General features: G+C 64.6%; 13 protein-coding genes. 4 read left to right on the top strand and 9 right to left on the bottom strand.

Going from position 1 to position 15,278, the window contains the following annotated elements; all coding sequences use genetic code 11:
* Positions 1–3: 3 nt before the first annotated feature.
* From QCE58_RS07050 to rpsB, 7 genes are all read right to left on the bottom strand, one after another.
* Positions 4–1,221: a 1-deoxy-D-xylulose-5-phosphate reductoisomerase gene (locus tag QCE58_RS07050; RefSeq protein ID WP_250480470.1), complete on the bottom strand. Its 1,218-nt coding sequence runs from the start codon at positions 1,219–1,221 to the stop codon at positions 4–6.
* Between the two features lie 18 nt (positions 1,222–1,239).
* A complete protein-coding gene (locus QCE58_RS07045; protein WP_008350082.1) occupies positions 1,240–2,052 on the bottom strand; it encodes a phosphatidate cytidylyltransferase in 813 nt (270 codons plus the stop codon).
* Positions 2,046–2,828, bottom strand: a complete 783-nt coding sequence (uppS, locus tag QCE58_RS07040; RefSeq protein ID WP_034471985.1) for a polyprenyl diphosphate synthase — start codon at positions 2,826–2,828, stop codon at positions 2,046–2,048. Before uppS ends, QCE58_RS07045 begins: the two co-directional genes overlap by 7 nt.
* Positions 2,829–2,911: 83 nt before the next feature.
* Positions 2,912–3,472, bottom strand: a complete 561-nt coding sequence (frr, locus tag QCE58_RS07035) for a ribosome recycling factor (protein ID WP_008350085.1) — start codon at positions 3,470–3,472, stop codon at positions 2,912–2,914.
* A gap of 94 nt (positions 3,473–3,566) precedes the next feature.
* Complete coding sequence (pyrH, locus tag QCE58_RS07030) at positions 3,567–4,280, bottom strand: UMP kinase (protein WP_008350086.1); 714 nt, start codon at positions 4,278–4,280, stop codon at positions 3,567–3,569.
* 349 nt (positions 4,281–4,629) lie between these two features.
* Positions 4,630–5,511 carry a translation elongation factor Ts gene (gene tsf, locus QCE58_RS07025; RefSeq protein WP_008350087.1) on the bottom strand — a complete coding sequence of 294 codons (882 nt, stop codon included), beginning with the start codon at positions 5,509–5,511 and terminating at the stop codon, positions 4,630–4,632.
* Between the two features lie 140 nt (positions 5,512–5,651).
* Entirely contained in the window at positions 5,652–6,404 is a 753-nt protein-coding gene (rpsB, locus tag QCE58_RS07020) for a 30S ribosomal protein S2 (RefSeq protein ID WP_008350088.1), read from the bottom strand.
* Positions 6,405–6,788: 384 nt separating this feature from the next.
* Between rpsB and map the strand changes: the two genes are divergently transcribed.
* The 4 genes from map to QCE58_RS07000 all read left to right on the top strand — a co-directional run bounded on the left by map (position 6,789) and on the right by QCE58_RS07000 (position 12,579).
* Complete coding sequence (gene map / locus QCE58_RS07015; protein ID WP_008350089.1) at positions 6,789–7,598, top strand: type I methionyl aminopeptidase; 810 nt, start codon at positions 6,789–6,791, stop codon at positions 7,596–7,598.
* 64 nt (positions 7,599–7,662) lie between these two features.
* A complete protein-coding gene (locus QCE58_RS07010; protein WP_250521078.1) occupies positions 7,663–10,248 on the top strand; it encodes a [protein-PII] uridylyltransferase in 2,586 nt (861 codons plus the stop codon).
* 6 nt (positions 10,249–10,254) lie between these two features.
* On the top strand, positions 10,255–12,126 hold the full coding sequence (locus tag QCE58_RS07005) for a pseudouridine synthase (protein ID WP_250521077.1): 1,872 nt from the start codon (positions 10,255–10,257) through the stop codon (positions 12,124–12,126).
* A gap of 216 nt (positions 12,127–12,342) precedes the next feature.
* Entirely contained in the window at positions 12,343–12,579 is a 237-nt protein-coding gene (locus QCE58_RS07000) for a hypothetical protein (protein ID WP_008350092.1), read from the top strand.
* 72 nt (positions 12,580–12,651) lie between these two features.
* Here the strand turns inward: QCE58_RS07000 and def are convergent, their stop codons facing one another.
* The gene (gene def / locus QCE58_RS06995; protein WP_008350093.1) at positions 12,652–13,185 is read right to left on the bottom strand and encodes a peptide deformylase; all 534 of its coding nucleotides are present in this window, start codon (positions 13,183–13,185) and stop codon (positions 12,652–12,654) included.
* Positions 13,182–15,260 carry an NAD-dependent DNA ligase LigA gene (gene ligA / locus QCE58_RS06990; protein WP_008350094.1) on the bottom strand — a complete coding sequence of 693 codons (2,079 nt, stop codon included), beginning with the start codon at positions 15,258–15,260 and terminating at the stop codon, positions 13,182–13,184. Before ligA ends, def begins: the two co-directional genes overlap by 4 nt.
* Positions 15,261–15,278 lie beyond the last annotated feature (18 nt).

Raw genomic sequence — 15,278 nt, 5'->3', positions numbered from 1 at the left:
GCCTCAATGGGCGATGGGTTCGGCGCCCGGCGCGCTCGCGGTGAGCTCTGCGACGAAACGGGACGCCAGACGGCGCGCGTCGGCATCCGCGGCGAGAACGTCGGCCAAGGTCGCGGCGCTCGTATTCGGCAGCGCGTTCAGCACGCGATCCACCACGTCGCCGATCGCCATGAAGCCGATGCGGCGATCGAGGAACGCCTCGACGGCGATTTCATTGGCCGCGTTCAACGCCGCGCTCGCGATGCCGCCTGCTTCCAGCGCGGCAATCGCCAGCGCGAGACACGGGAAGCGCGCGAAGTCGGGTTTTTCGAATGTGAGCGTCGCGATCTGCGCGAGATCGAGCGGCGCGACGCCCGAATCGACACGCTCAGGATACGCCAGTGCATGCGCGATCGGCGTACGCATGTCCGGATTGCCGAGTTGCGCGAGCACCGAGCCGTCGGCATAGGACACCATCGAATGAATCACGCTCTGCGGATGGATCAGCACCTCGATGCGCGAGCCGGGCAGATCGAAGAGCCAGTGCGCCTCGATGACTTCGAGGCCCTTGTTCATCATCGTCGCGGAATCGACCGAGATCTTGCGGCCCATCGCCCAGTTCGGATGCTTCACGGCCTCTTCTGGCGTGACGTTCACGAGCGTCGCGGGCTCGCGCGTGCGGAAAGGACCGCCGGACGCCGTCAGGATGATCTTCGAGACGCCGCCGTGCAGCTTCGCTTCCTTGTCTGCGCAAGGCGGCAGGCACTGGAACACCGCGTTGTGCTCGCTGTCGACCGGCAGCAGGATCGCGCCGTTGTCGCGCACCGCATCCATGAAAATCTGGCCGGACATCACGAGCGCTTCCTTGTTCGCGAGAAGGATGCGCTTGCCGGCGCGTGCGGCGGCGAGCGTGGGCGCCAGGCCCGCCGCGCCGACGATGGCCGCGACGACCGTATCGCACTGCGCCGCGCGCGCGACTTCGACGAGCGCCTCCGGCCCGTGCGTCACTTCGGTCTTGCAACCCTGCGCGCGCAACGCAGCCGCGACGCGTACGGCGGTTTCGGCGTCGCCGACGACCGCCACTTCGGGCTGAAACTTCAGACATTGCGCGACGAGTTTGTCGCCGTTGCGGTGAGCGGTGAGCGCGTAGACCGAGAAACGGTCCGCATGCCGCGCCACGACGTCGAGCGTGCTATCGCCGATCGAGCCCGTGGAGCCGAGCAGTGTGAGACGTGTTTGCATAAATTCTTCTCTAGCCGATCAGCCAAGCATGAGCAATGCGATCGGCAATACAGGCAACAATGCGTCGATGCGGTCGAGGACGCCGCCGTGACCCGGCAGAAGGCCGCTCGAGTCCTTGACACCCGCCTGGCGCTTGAGCAGCGACTCGAACAGATCGCCGACCACGCTGAACGCGACCAGCACGGAAAGCGCGACGAACGCGCGATCCCAGCCGAGCTGTCCGACGAAGGCGGTGAATACGGTGGGCGCGTAAAAGCCGGTGGCGGCGGCGAGCGCGCCGATGACGATAACGGCGAGCCACCCGCCGATGGCGCCCTCCCAGGTCTTGCCCGGGCTGATCGACGGGGCGAGCTTATGGCGGCCGAGCGCTTTTCCGGCGAAGTATGCGCCTATATCAGCCAGCCAGACTACTAGCAGAAGCGATAGCACGAAGGATACGCCTCGCGTGCGCGCGTCGACGACCGCGTGCCAGCAGGCCAGAAACACGACGATTCCGGCGAAAAGCAGGAACGCGCGCCAGGCGTGCGCGGCCAGCGCGGGCTTGCGAAGCAATGCGTAAGGCCCCGCCAGCACCCAGAAAATACCGGCCATCTGGTAGAGCGGCGTGGCTTTGATCCCGAGGAACGTGCTCAGAACGAGCGCGATGCCCGCGACGAGCGCGTAGGCGACCGGCCCCGCCCCGTTCAGCTTGAGGAGCCGTCCCCATTCCCAGGCCGCGAACACGACGACGAACCCGATCAACGCTCCGAATGCGCCGATCGGCGCAAACAGCGTGATCGGCACGAGTACGGCGAGCAGGACGATTGCCGTGATGACACGGGTTCTTAGCATGAAAGGGTGTCGGCCTTCTGCGATTGGGAAGCGAGTTGCGCGCTGGTGCGCCCGAAGCGGCGTTCGCGGTCGCCGTAGGACGCGATCGCGCGGTCCAGGGCGTCGGCGTCGAAGTCGGGCCAGTAGGTGTCGGTGAAGTAGAACTCGGTGTAAGCGAGCTGCCACAGCAGGAAGTTGCTGATGCGCTGCTCGCCGCCCGTGCGGATGAACAGATCCGGCTCCGGCGCGTAGGCCATCGCGAGATGTTCGGCGAACGATTCGTCGTCCACGCGCGCGGGCACGCCCGACTCGAGAGACTCCGCGATGAGCTTCTTCGTCGCCTGCATGATGTCCCAGCGCCCGCCGTAATTGGCAGCGATGGTCAGCGTGAGTCGCGTATTGCGGGCTGTCTTGGTTTCGGCGCGTTGGATGAGCGCGCGGATGCGGTCGTCGAACATGGAAATGTCGCCGACGACGCGCAGACGAATGCCGTTCGCATGCAGCTTGCCGATCTCGCGTTCGAGCGCGGTCACGAACAGGCGCATCAGGAAGGACACTTCGTCGGTCGGACGGCGCCAGTTCTCGGAACTGAACGCGAAGAGCGTGACGAATTCGACGCCGCGCCGCGCGCAGCTTTCGACGGTCGCGCGGACCGCATCGACGCCGCGCGTATGACCGGCGACGCGCGGCAGACGCCGCTCGGTCGCCCATCGGCCATTGCCGTCCATGATGATCGCGACGTGACGCGGGACAGCCGCGACATCGGGCACGGCAACGGTGGAGCTGGTATAGGTCATGGCCGCTGAATCTGGGAATCTGAAGAAGTGAGAGCCAGCCCGGAGCTTGCACGTCCGGGCTTGGCAGGACCGTCTCTACGGCCTCACACCGTCATGATTTCGGATTCTTTGGTCTGAACGAGCTTGTCGATTTCGGCGACGAACTTGTCGGTGAACTTCTGCACTTCGTCGCTCGCACGGCGCTCGTCGTCTTCCGAAATCTCCTTGTCCTTCACGAGTTTCTTCAGTTGATCGTTCGCATCGCGGCGCAGATTGCGCACGGCGACCTTGGCGGTCTCGCCTTCGCTCTTCACGACCTTCGTGAGTTCGCGACGGCGCTCTTCGGTCAGCGCGGGCATCGGCACGCGGATCAGGTCGCCCTGCGTGGCAGGGTTCAGGCCGAGATCCGATTCGCGGATCGCCTTCTCGATCACCGCGACCATCTTCTTTTCCCACGGCTGCACGCCGATCGTACGGGCATCGACAAGCGTCATGTTCGCGACTTGCGAGATGGGCACGTTCGAACCGTAGTAGTCGACCTGGATGTGGTCGAGCAGCCCGGTGTGGGCGCGGCCCGTACGGATCTTGGCGAGATCGGCCTTGAACGCTTCGATCGACCGCTGCATCTTCTGGTCGACGCTCTTCTTGATGTCAGCCACACTCATTTTGAACCTCCAAACCTAAGTTTTACCGGCGATAGCGGCGCTCTGTCGCGCGAGGCTTGCCGCCCCGCTGCGCGGCGCCTGATACCGCGAGAGTTTACACGTGGACGAGCGTCCCTTCGTCGTCGCCCTGCACGATGCGCTTCAATGCGCCCGGCTTCGTGATCGAGAACACGCGAATCGGCAGTTTCTGGTCGCGGCACAGTGCGAACGCGGTGGCGTCCATCACCTGAAGATTCTTGCCGATCGCCTCGTCGAAGCTGATCGTGCTGTAACGCGTCGCATGCGGGTCCTTCTTCGGGTCGGCGGAGTATACGCCATCGACCTTCGTCGCCTTCAACACCACTTCGGCGCCGATTTCCGAGCCGCGCAGCGCGGCGGCCGTATCCGTCGTGAAGAACGGGTTGCCCGTGCCGGCCGCGAAGATCACGACCTTGCCCTCTTCCAGTTGACGGATCGCGCGGGGGCGGATGTACGGCTCGACCACCTGATCCATGCGCAACGCGGATTGCACGCGCGCTTCGATGCCCGCGTGGCGCATCGCGTCTTGCAGCGCGAGCGCGTTCATCATCGTGGCGAGCATCCCCATGTAGTCGGCCGTCGCCCGGTCCATGCCGGCCGCGCCGCCCGCGACACCGCGGAAGATGTTGCCGCCGCCGATCACGACGGCCAGTTGCGTCCCGATCCGCACCACCTCCGCGACATCCGCCACCATCCTTTCGATTGTTGCGCGATTGATGCCGAAAGCATCGTCGCCCATCAGGGCTTCGCCGGAGAGCTTGAGGAGTACGCGTTTGTAGGCTGTGGGCATATGAGGTTCCGATCGCGCCGAGGAGGGTTGCAACAACGTAGAACTGTAGGGGTGAAACATTACTTACCGCAAGCGGGCCGGATCGGGCGGCGGGGGGGGGGGGGGGGGGGGGGGGGGGGGGGGGTGGGGGCGCGCCCCCCCCGGGCGCCCGCCGCGGGCGCGGGGCCCGGGGTGGGGGCGGGGGGGTGTGCGCGGCGAGCCTTCGGGCCCCCCGCCCCCCCCCCCCCCCGCTCTTCGTGCGAACCGGATCGCTGAATTCTTGCGGCGGGACGATCCGCCGCGGTACTGCGGGCCCGACGCGCGGCCGCGCCATGACAGCACACGCGTCTTAAACGAGCCTTAGCGTGCCTTAGGACTGCTTGGCCGCCGCGACTTGCGCCGCCACTTCGGCCGCGAAGTCGTCCTGACGCTTCTCGATGCCCTCGCCAACCACGAACAGCGCGAACTTCTGCACCGATGCGCCGGCCGCCTTCAGGTACTGCTCGATCGTCTGCTTATCGTTCTTCACGAACGGCTGGTTCAGCAGCGACACTTCCTTCAGGTACTTCTGAATCGAGCCGTCGACCATCTTCGCGACGATCTCGGCCGGCTTGCCCGACTCGGCAGCCTTCTGCTCGGCGATGCTGCGCTCCTTGGCGATCAGATCGGCCGGCACTTCGTCCGACGACAGCGAAACCGGCTTCATCGCGGCGACGTGCATCGCGACGTCCTTGCCGACTTGCTCGTCAGCGCCCGTGAATTCGACCAGAACGCCGATGCGCGTGCCGTGCAGGTACGACGCAACCTTGTTCGCGGAGTCGAAGCGCACGAAGCGGCGGATCGACAAGTTTTCGCCGATCTTGCCGACGAGCGCCAGACGCACTGCGTCGACCGTCGAGCTTTCGAGCGGCAGCGCCGACAGCGCGGCCACGTCGGCCGGGTTGTTCTTCGCGACCAGTTCAGCAATCGTCTTGCCGAAAGCCAGGAAGTCGTCGTTCTTCGCGACAAAGTCGGTTTCGCAGTTCAGCTCGACGAGCGCGCCCACGCCGCCTTCGACGTGCGCCGTCACGATGCCTTCAGCCGTCACGCGCGATGCCGCCTTGCTCGCCTTGTTGCCGAGCTTCACGCGCAGCAACTCTTCCGCGCGCGCCATGTCGCCGTCGGCTTCCGTCAGCGCCTTCTTGCATTCCATCATCGGCGCATCGGTCTTCGCGCGCAGTTCTGCCACCATGCTTGCGGTAATTGCCGCCATCATTCGCTCCTTGAGTCTGTTTGATACGTGCCGCCGGCTTTACAGCCCGCCCACGGCAGGAAAATTGGCATGTCTATCGCGCCGACTAAAAAAAAGGGGCCTTTCGCAAAGCCCCCTTTTTTGTCGGCCACAGGGCTCGATTACGCCTCTGCGTTGACCTCGACGAACTCGTCGCCTTCGCCGTTACGGACAGCTTGCACAACGTCGTTCACCGCGTTCGCGCGGCCTTCGAGGATCGCGTCAGCGACGCCCTGAGCGTACAGCGCGACGGCCTTGGATGCGTCGTCGTTACCCGGGATCACGTAGTCGATGCCTTCCGGCGAGTGGTTCGTGTCGACCACGGCGATGACCGGAATGCCGAGCTTCTTCGCTTCGGTGACAGCAATCTTGTGGTAGCCGACGTCGATGACGAACATCGCGTCCGGAATGCCGCCCATGTCCTTGACGCCGCCGATCGACTTCTGCAGCTTGACCATTTCGCGCTCGAACAGAAGCGCTTCCTTCTTGCTCATCCGCTCGGTTTCACCCGATTCCAGCGCTGCTTCCATGTCCTTCAGGCGCTTGATCGAAACCTTCAGCGTCTTGAAGTTGGTCATCATGCCGCCGAGCCAGCGGGCGTTGACGAAAGGCATGCCGGCGCGCGCTGCTTCCTGCGCGATCGTGTCGCGCGACTGACGCTTCGTGCCGACGAAAAGGATCGTGCCGCGATTGGCTGCCAACTGGCGCACGTACTTCAGCGCGTCGTTGTAGAGCGGCAGGGTCTTTTCGAGGTTGATGATGTGAATCTTGTTGCGATGACCGAAGATGTACGGGGCCATCTTCGGATTCCAGAAGCGGGTTTGGTGACCGAAGTGGACACCGGCTTCCAGCATTTGACGCATCGTGACTGCCATGAAAATTCTCCGCGAGGGTTGGGTCTTAAGCCGGCTGCCGCATCCCGCGCCCGGTTATCTTTGCTTTCCGGACGCCGGACACCCTGGGTGCGCCGGCTTGCGTATCGACTTGAACAGACTGGAACAACTAACACTAAGTCGCGTTTCACACCTGCAGGCACGATTGTCTTATGAAATCGTGACGACAATATGGATTACGACTTAGCCTGCGAGTATAGCATGTGAGGATTGGTCGGCTCAAGCAGCACGGCCGATCCGAATTGCGCGCGCGTTTCGTGTTTCGCGGCCGCCCGCCTCGAACTATCCGGGTGCGGCGCATTTCCTAAGGTGCGATAATGCCGCTTTCGCGGCTCACTGCCGCATTGACGCATTCCGGGCCAAGTCATGTCCATTACGCTGAAAAACGAACACGATATCGCACAGATGCGCGTCGCCTGCCGGCTCGCCAGCGAAGTGCTCGATTTCATCACGCCGCATATCGTTCCCGGCGTGACCACCGAAGAACTCGATCGCCTTTGCCACGAATATATGGTGAAGGAACAAGGCACCGTTCCCGCACCGCTCAATTATCAGCCGCCCGGCTATCCGCCGTACCCGAAGGCCACGTGCATTTCCGTGAACGACGTGATCTGTCACGGCATCCCCGGCGAGAAAGTGCTGAAGAACGGCGACGCGCTCAATATCGACATCACCGTCATCAAGAACGGATATTTCGGCGACACGAGCCGCATGTTCATCGTCGGCGAGGGCTCGATTCTGGCGAAGCGTCTCGTGCAGACCACGTTCGACTGCATGTGGCTCGGCATCGATCAGGTGCGCCCCGGCGCGCATCTCGGCGATATCGGCGCGGCGATCCAGAAGCACGCGGAGTCGCAAGGCTACAGCGTCGTGCGCGAATATTGCGGCCACGGCATCGGCCAGGTGTTCCACGAGGAGCCGCAGGTGCTGCATTACGGCCGCGCGGGCACGGGCATCGAACTGGAGGCGGGCATGATCTTCACCGTCGAACCGATGATCAACGCCGGCCGCCGCGAAATCCGCACCATGCCGGATCAGTGGACCGTCAAGACGCGCGACCGCAGCCTCTCGGCGCAATGGGAGCACACGGTGCTCGTCACGCCGACGGGCTACGAAGTGCTGACCGTCTCGGCGGGCACGCAGGCGCCGTCGCAACTGATCGCGGCAACCGCCTGATTCTCCGTCTCCGCGCGCGCCCGCTTTCCCGCCGGCGCGCCCCCACCTCCTTTTTGGTCGATCCATGAGCGTCACCGCCGCTGTCGCCACGCCCTGTGAATCGTTGCGCGCCGCCTACAAGGCGGCGAAGGCGGCGCTCATCGAACGCTTTCAGTCCGGCTCGAACGTCGAACCGCTGATGCGCGCGCTCGCCCGCGCCACCGACGACGCCCTCAAAGGCGCGTGGTCCGCCTGCGACATGCCGGACAGCGCGGCGCTCGTTGCGGTCGGCGGCTACGGACGCGGCGAGCTCGCGCCCTACTCCGACGTCGACATTCTCGTCCTGCTGCCCGACGCATCGCCGCACGGCAGCGACGCGGAGCTCAACGGCCGCGTCGAGCGCTTCATCGGCATGGCGTGGGATCTCGGGCTCGATATCGGCAGCAGCGTGCGCTCGGTGGAGCAATGCATCGCCGAGGCGGGCAACGACATCACCGTGCAGACGTCGCTGCTCGAAGCGCGGCGCATCTGCGGCGATACGCAACTTTTTCAGCGCTTCTCGGCGCGCTACCACGAGACGCTCGATCCGCGCGCGTTCTTCCAGGCGAAGGTGCTGGAAATGCGCCAGCGGCACGCGAAGTTTCAGGACACGCCCTACAGCCTCGAGCCGAACATCAAGGAAAGTCCCGGCGGCCTGCGCGATCTGCAACTGATTCTCTGGATTGCGCGCGGAGCGGGTTTCGGCAGCAGCTGGCGCGAACTCGACACGCGCGGGCTCATCACCGAACGCGAAGCGCGCGAACTACGCCGCAACGAAGGCTTCCTGAAGGCGCTGCGCGCGCGGTTGCACGTCATCGCGAAGCGCCGTCAGGACATTCTCGTCTTCGACCTGCAGACGCCGCTCGCGGAAAGCTTCGGCTTCAAGGCGACCGCCGCCAAGCGCGCGAGCGAGCAGTTGATGCGCCGTTATTACTGGGCGGCGAAAGCCGTCACGCAGCTCGCGACCATCCTGATCCAGAACGTCGAAGCGCAGCTTTTTCCGTCGACGAGCGGCATCACGCGCGTCGTCAACGGGCGTTTCGTCGAGAAGCAAGGCATGCTGGAAATCGCCCGCGACGATGTCTTCGAGCGCGAGCCGCACGCCATTCTCGAAGCGTTTCTGCTGTACGAACAAACGCGCGGCATCAAGGGATTTTCGGCGCGCACGCTGCGGGCGATCTACAACGCGCGCGATCTGATGAACCGCGACTGGCGGCGCGACCCGGAAAACCGCCGGCTGTTCATGGAGATTCTCAAGCAGCCCGAAGGCATCACGCACGCGTTTCGCCTGATGAACCAGACGAGCGTGCTCGGGCGCTATCTGCTGAACTTCCGGCGCATCGTCGGACAGATGCAGCACGATCTCTATCACGTCTACACGGTCGATCAGCACATCCTGATGGTGCTGCGCAATCTGCGGCGCTTCGCGATCGCCGAGCACGCGCACGAATATCCGTTCTGCAGCCAACTGATGGGCAATTTCGAGCGCCCGTGGGTGCTGTACGTCGCGGCGCTCTTTCACGATATCGCGAAAGGCCGCGGCGGCGATCATTCGACGCTCGGCATGGCCGATGCCCGGCGCTTCTGCCGCGAACACGACATCGGCGACGAAGACACCGAGCTCGTCGTGTGGCTCGTGCAGCAGCATCTGACGATGAGCCAGGTCGCGCAGAAGCAGGACACGAGCGATCCGGACGTCATCAAGCAGTTCGCCTCCGTCGTGAAGACGGAACGCCGGCTCACGGCGCTGTATCTGCTGACCGTCGCCGATATCCGCGGCACGAGTCCGAAAGTCTGGAACAACTGGAAGGGCAAGCTGCTGGAAGATCTCTTCCGCGCGACGCAAGCCGTGCTCGGCGGCGCGCAGACCGACGCGCATTCGGAACTCAAATCGCGGCAGGAAGCGGCGCTCGCGCTGCTGCGGCTCGAAACGGTTCCCGAAGGCGCGCAGAAGCGGCTTTGGGATCAGCTCGACGTCGGCTATTTCCTGCGTCACGATCCGGCCGACATCGCGTGGCAGACGCGCGTGCTCTATCGGCACGTCGCGAGCGAGGAGCCGATCGTGCGGGCGCGGCCCTCGCCCATCGGCGCCGCGCTGCAGGTGCTCGTCTATCTGAAGGATCGGCCGGATCTTTTCGCCGGCATCTGCGCGTATTTCGACAAGAACGGGCTTTCCGTGCTCGATGCGCGCGTGACGACGACCCGCCACGGCTATGCGCTCGACAACTTCCTCGTGGCCCATCCGGACCACGACGGGAGTTATCGCGACATCGCCAATCTCGTCGAGCAGCAACTGGCCGCGCTGCTCACGGACGAGCGTATTCTCCCGGAACCGTCGAAGGGCCGCGTGTCGCGGCTCGTGCGTACGTTTCCGATCACGCCGCGCGTGGACCTGCGTCCCGACGATCGCGGCCAGTACTACATCCTATCCGTGTCGGCGAACGACCGGCAGGGCCTTCTTTATTCGATCGCGCGCGTTCTGGCGCAACACCGGATCGGCGTGCAGGCGGCACGGATCAACACGCTCGGCGAACGCGTCGAAGACGTGTTTCTGCTCGACGGCAAGAGCCTGTCGAACAACCGCACCCAGATCCAGGTGGAAACCGAACTGCTGCGCGCGATCGCAGCCTGAGACTTTATGCGCGTCAAACTGACAGCCAAACATCCGCGTCCGACCTCGGCAACGCGTTCGCCGGTTCGAGCCGGCACGACCACCGGGCGCAAGCCCGTTCGCGCACCGTCGCCGGACGAGGCGCATCCGAAGCGATCGGGCCAGCCGGCCGACAAGCGCAGCGACGCGCCGCGTGAGCCGCGTGCTTTCAAGCCGCGTGGTGACGATTCGCGTCCGGCGTTCGGTGAACGCGGTCCGCGCAAGTCGTTCGAAGGTCGTCCGCCTGCGCGTGGCGAGCGTTCATCGGGTGGCGATGAACGTCGTCCGTTCAAACCGCGTGGCGATGATTCGCGTCCCGCGTTCGGTGAACGTGGTCCGCGCAAGTCGTTCGAGGGTCGTCCGCCTGCGCGTGGCGAGCGTCCGTCGGGTGGCGATGAACGTCGTCCGTTCAAACCGCGTGGTGACGATTCGCGTCCCGCCTTCGGTGAACGTGGTCCGCGCAAGTCGTTCGACGACAGGCCGCCGCGTGGCGAACGCACATCGGGTAGCGATGAACGTCGTCCGTTCAAACCGCGCGGCGATGATTCGCGTCCGGCGTTTGGCGAGCGTGGTCCGCGCAAGTCGTTCGACGACAGGCCGCCGCGTGGCGAACGCACATCGGGTAGCGATGAACGTCGCCCGTTCAAACCGCGTGGTGACGATTCGCGTCCGGCGTTTGGCGAGCGTGGTCCGCGCAGGTCGTTCGACGACAGGCCGCCGCGTGGCGAACGCGCGTCGGGCGCCGATGAACGTCGTCCCTTCAAACCGCGCGGCGACGATTCGCGTCCCGCTTTCGGTGAACGTGGTCCGCGCAAGTCGTTCGACGACAGGCCGCCGCGTGGCGAACGCGCATCGGGCGCCGATGAACGTCGTCCCTTCAAACCGCGCGGCGACGATTCGCGTCCCGCTTTCAACGAACGCGATCCGCGCAAGTCACGCGACGATCGCGCGCCCGGAGCGCGTCCCGCACGCCGCGATGAGAACGACCGTCCGTACGCCAGACGCGACGATCGCGGCGATACGCGCAAGCCAGCGGCGAAACCTGCGACGAAGCCCGCCGCGCCCGTCCCCGAGTCCGCGCCGAAGCATCGCGATCACCACGACGGCCTCGTGCGCCTGTCGAAAGTGATGTCGGAGCTCGGCCTCTGCTCGCGCCGTGAAGCCGACGAATGGATCGAGAAAGGCTGGGTGCTCGTCGACGGCGAGGTCATCGACACGCTCGGCACGCGCATCCGTCCGACGCAGAACATCGAAATCCTGCCCGCGGCGCATTCCGCGCAAGCGCGCCTCGTCACGATCCTGCTGCACAAGCCGGTCGGCTACGTCTCGGGTCAGGCGGAAGACGGCTACGAGCCCGCGGTCACGCTCATCAACCCGGCCAATCACTGGAACGAGGACCACTCGGGTGTGCGCTTCGCGCCGAGCCATCTGCGCACGCTCGCGCCGGCGGGCCGCCTGGACATCGACTCGACGGGACTTCTCGTGCTCACGCAGGACGGCCGCATCGCGAAACAACTGATCGGCGGCCACTCGGAAGTCGACAAGGAATACCTCGTGCGCGTGCGCTTCGGCGAGCATACGGTCGACGTCGATCAGCATTTCCCCGCCGAAAAACTCGCGCTCCTGCGTCACGGCCTCGAACTCGACGGCGTGCCGCTCAAGACCGCGCAGGTGAGCTGGCAAAACGGCGAACAACTGCGCTTCGTGCTCCGCGAAGGCAAGAAGCGGCAGATCCGCCGCATGTGCGAGCTCGTCGGACTGGAAGTGGTCGGTCTGAAGCGCATTCGCATGGGCCACGTGACGCTCGGCGCGCTGCCCCCCGGCCAGTGGCGCTATCTCGGCCCGAACGAGACTTTCTGAGCAAACCGAGCAGTTCGCGCGCACGTCGATCGAACGTTCGCGCGGCGCCGTATTGCGTCGCAAAAATGCGACGTTCCAGCAGAAAAAACGGCACGACGCAATTCCGGTCGTGCCGTTTCATTTTTGGCGGCTTTTTGGCTAAAGAAAATAAGTCATCGATCCGATAAACCAGACAGCAGGATCAGCAGCATTGAACGGCATTGATGGAGAATCGCCATGTCAGTTGAAATCATCGTTCGTGAGACGGGAACCGGTCTGGAGATCGTGAGTGGCCGGCGACGGCTCGAAGCCCTCCTCGCCCTGCGCGACGAAGTCGTCGTGACGAGCCCCGGCGTGGGTGAAATGGTGATCGCCCGTCTGCCCGACGGACGCCTGCAGGCATCCGCGAATCCGGAGCATGTCGCGCTGTTTCGTCAACCCGACGTCAGCGGCAATCCGAAAACGTTGGCGTAAAGAAAAAGCCGCTTCTCGCGAAAGCGGCTCTCCGTATTCAGGCTGATTCGTTGCGATTCCAACCGCGCGGCGTCAGTCGTCGCGCGCGGGATCGAGACCCGGAAACAGCACTTCGGTGAAGCCGAACTTCGAAAAGTCGGTGATACGCATCGGATAGAGCTTGCCGATCAAATGGTCGCACTCGTGCTGCACGACGCGCGCGTGAAAGCCCTCCGCGAGCCGTTCGATGGCTTTGCCGTACTGATCGAAACCCTGATAGCGGATCATCGAGAAACGCTGCACCGCGCCGCGCAAACCCGGCACGGACAGACAGCCTTCCCAACCCTCCTCCATGTCGTGTCCGTTCGGCGTGATGATCGGATTGATGAGCACCGTCTCCGGCACCGACGGCGCGTCCGGATAACGCTCGTTCTGCCCGAAGCCGAAGATCACCACCTGCAGATCGACGCCGATCTGCGGCGCGGCCAGCCCCGCGCCGTTGGCGTCGCGCATCGTATCGAACATATCCTGCACGAGCGCGTGCAGTTCGGGCGTGTCGAAATGCTCGACCGGCTGCGCGATACGCAAAAGCCGCGGATCGCCCATCTTCAGGATTTCGCGAATCATGGAGTGACTCCTTCCAAAAGCTTACGCATGGCCTCTTCGTCGAGAACAGGAACCCCGAGTTCCTCCGCCTTGGCGAGCTTGCTGCCCGCTTCCGCGCCCGCCACGACGTAGTCGGTCTTTTTCGATACGGAACCGGCAACCTTCGCACCCGCCGACTCCAGCATTTCCTTCGCTTCCTCGCGCGATAGCGTGGGCAGCGTGCCCGTCAGCACGACGGTCTTGCCGGCCAGCACGCCCTGCGGCGCTTTCGGCGCGGGCGGCCCTTCCGGCCACGACACCTTGACGCGCAACTGCTCGATCACATGCTTGTTGTGTTCTTCGCTGAAGAAATTGTGGATGGCCTCGGCGACGATCGGCCCGACATCGTTGACTTCGAGCAGCTCTTCGACCGAAGCAGCCATGATCGGATCGAGCGAGCCGAAATGCTTCGCGAGATCCTTCGCCGTCGATTCGCCCACGTGCCGGATGCCGAGCGCATAGATGAAGCGCGCGAGCGTCGTCTTCCTCGCTTTTTCGAGCGAATCGATCAGGTTCTGCGCGGATTTGTCGGCGAAACGGTCGAGCGCCGCGAGCGTCGAAAAGCCGAGATTAAACAGATCCGCGGGCGTACGCACGAGATTCTGCTCGACGAGTTGATCGATGATCTTCTCACCTAGCCCGTCGATATCGAGCGCGCGGCGCTGCGCGAAGTGCCACAGTGCCTGCTTGCGCTGAGCGGGACAGAACAACCCGCCCGTGCAGCGCGCGATCGCCTCGTCCGGCAGGCGCTCGATCTTCGAGCCGCAGACGGGGCACTCCGTCGGCATGACGAATTCGCGCGCGTCGGCGGGACGGCGCTCAAGAATGGCGCCGACGACTTCGGGGATCACGTCGCCCGCGCGGCGCACCGTGACCGTATCGCCGATGCGGATGTCCTTGCGCCGCACTTCGTCCTCGTTGTGCAACGTCGCGTTCGTGACCGTCGCACCGCCGACGAACACCGGCGCGAGACGCGCGACCGGCGTGATCGCGCCCGTTCGACCGACCTGCACGTCGATGGCGAGCAGTTGCGTCAGCGCTTCCTGCGCCGGGAATTTGTGCGCGAGCGCGAAACGCGGCGCGCGCGACACGAAGCCGAGCTTATCCTGCTCGTCGCGGCGGTCGACCTTGTAGACGACGCCGTCGATGTCGTACGGCAGCTTCTCGCGCTTCTCGCCGATCCGGTGGAAGAAGGCGAGCAAACCGTCGGCGCCTTCGACCACGGCGCGCTCCGCATTCACCGGCAAGCCCATTTCCTTGTACCAGTCGAGCAACGCGGCGTGCGTCGCGGGCATCTCCGCGCCTTCGAGCACGCCAATGCCATAAGCGAAGAACGACAGCGAACGCTGCGCGGTCATCTTCGGATCGAGCTGACGCAAGCCGCCCGCCGCCGCGTTGCGCGGATTCGCGAACTCGCGCTGGCCCGCTTCGCGCTGACGCGCATTCAGGCGCTCGAAATCGCGCTTGAACATCAGCACTTCGCCGCGCACGTCGAGCCGTTTCGGCACGTTCTTGCCCTTCAGCGTGAGCGGAACCGAGCGGATGGTGCGTACGTTCGCCGTCACGTCCTCGCCCGTCGCGCCGTCGCCGCGCGTCGCGGCCTGCACGAAATGGCCGTCCTCGTAACGCAGGGAAATGGCGAGACCATCGAACTTGAGCTCGCACGCATATTCGACGCTCGCGTGGCCCAGCGCGTCGGACACGCGCTTGTCGAATGCGGCGATGTCCTCGTCCGCGAAGCCGTTGTTGAGCGAAAGCATCGGCACGTCATGGACGACCGGCGTGAATCCTTCGGCGACTTCGCCGCCCACGCGCTGCGTCGGCGAATCCGGCGTGATCAGATCCGGATGCTCGGTCTCGATGCCCTGAAGTTCCTTGAAGAGCGTGTCGTACTCGGCGTCGGGCAGATCCGGCTGATCCAGTACGTAATACGCGTAGTTCGCGCGTTCCAGTTCCGAACGCAGCCACGCCGCGCGCTCGGCCGGACGAGCGGCGCTGGGCACGGCGGCGCCCGACTTCGCGGTCGCGGCGGATTCGGCTTTTGATTTTGCGGACATGCGGCTTCGAGAAAGTAG

It is taken from the genome of Caballeronia sp. LZ028, from assembly GCF_031451415.1.
Classification (GTDB): domain Bacteria; phylum Pseudomonadota; class Gammaproteobacteria; order Burkholderiales; family Burkholderiaceae; genus Caballeronia; species Caballeronia zhejiangensis.
Note: the sequence above shows the minus strand (reverse complement) of the source record. Positions and strands in the feature narration are given on the sequence as shown.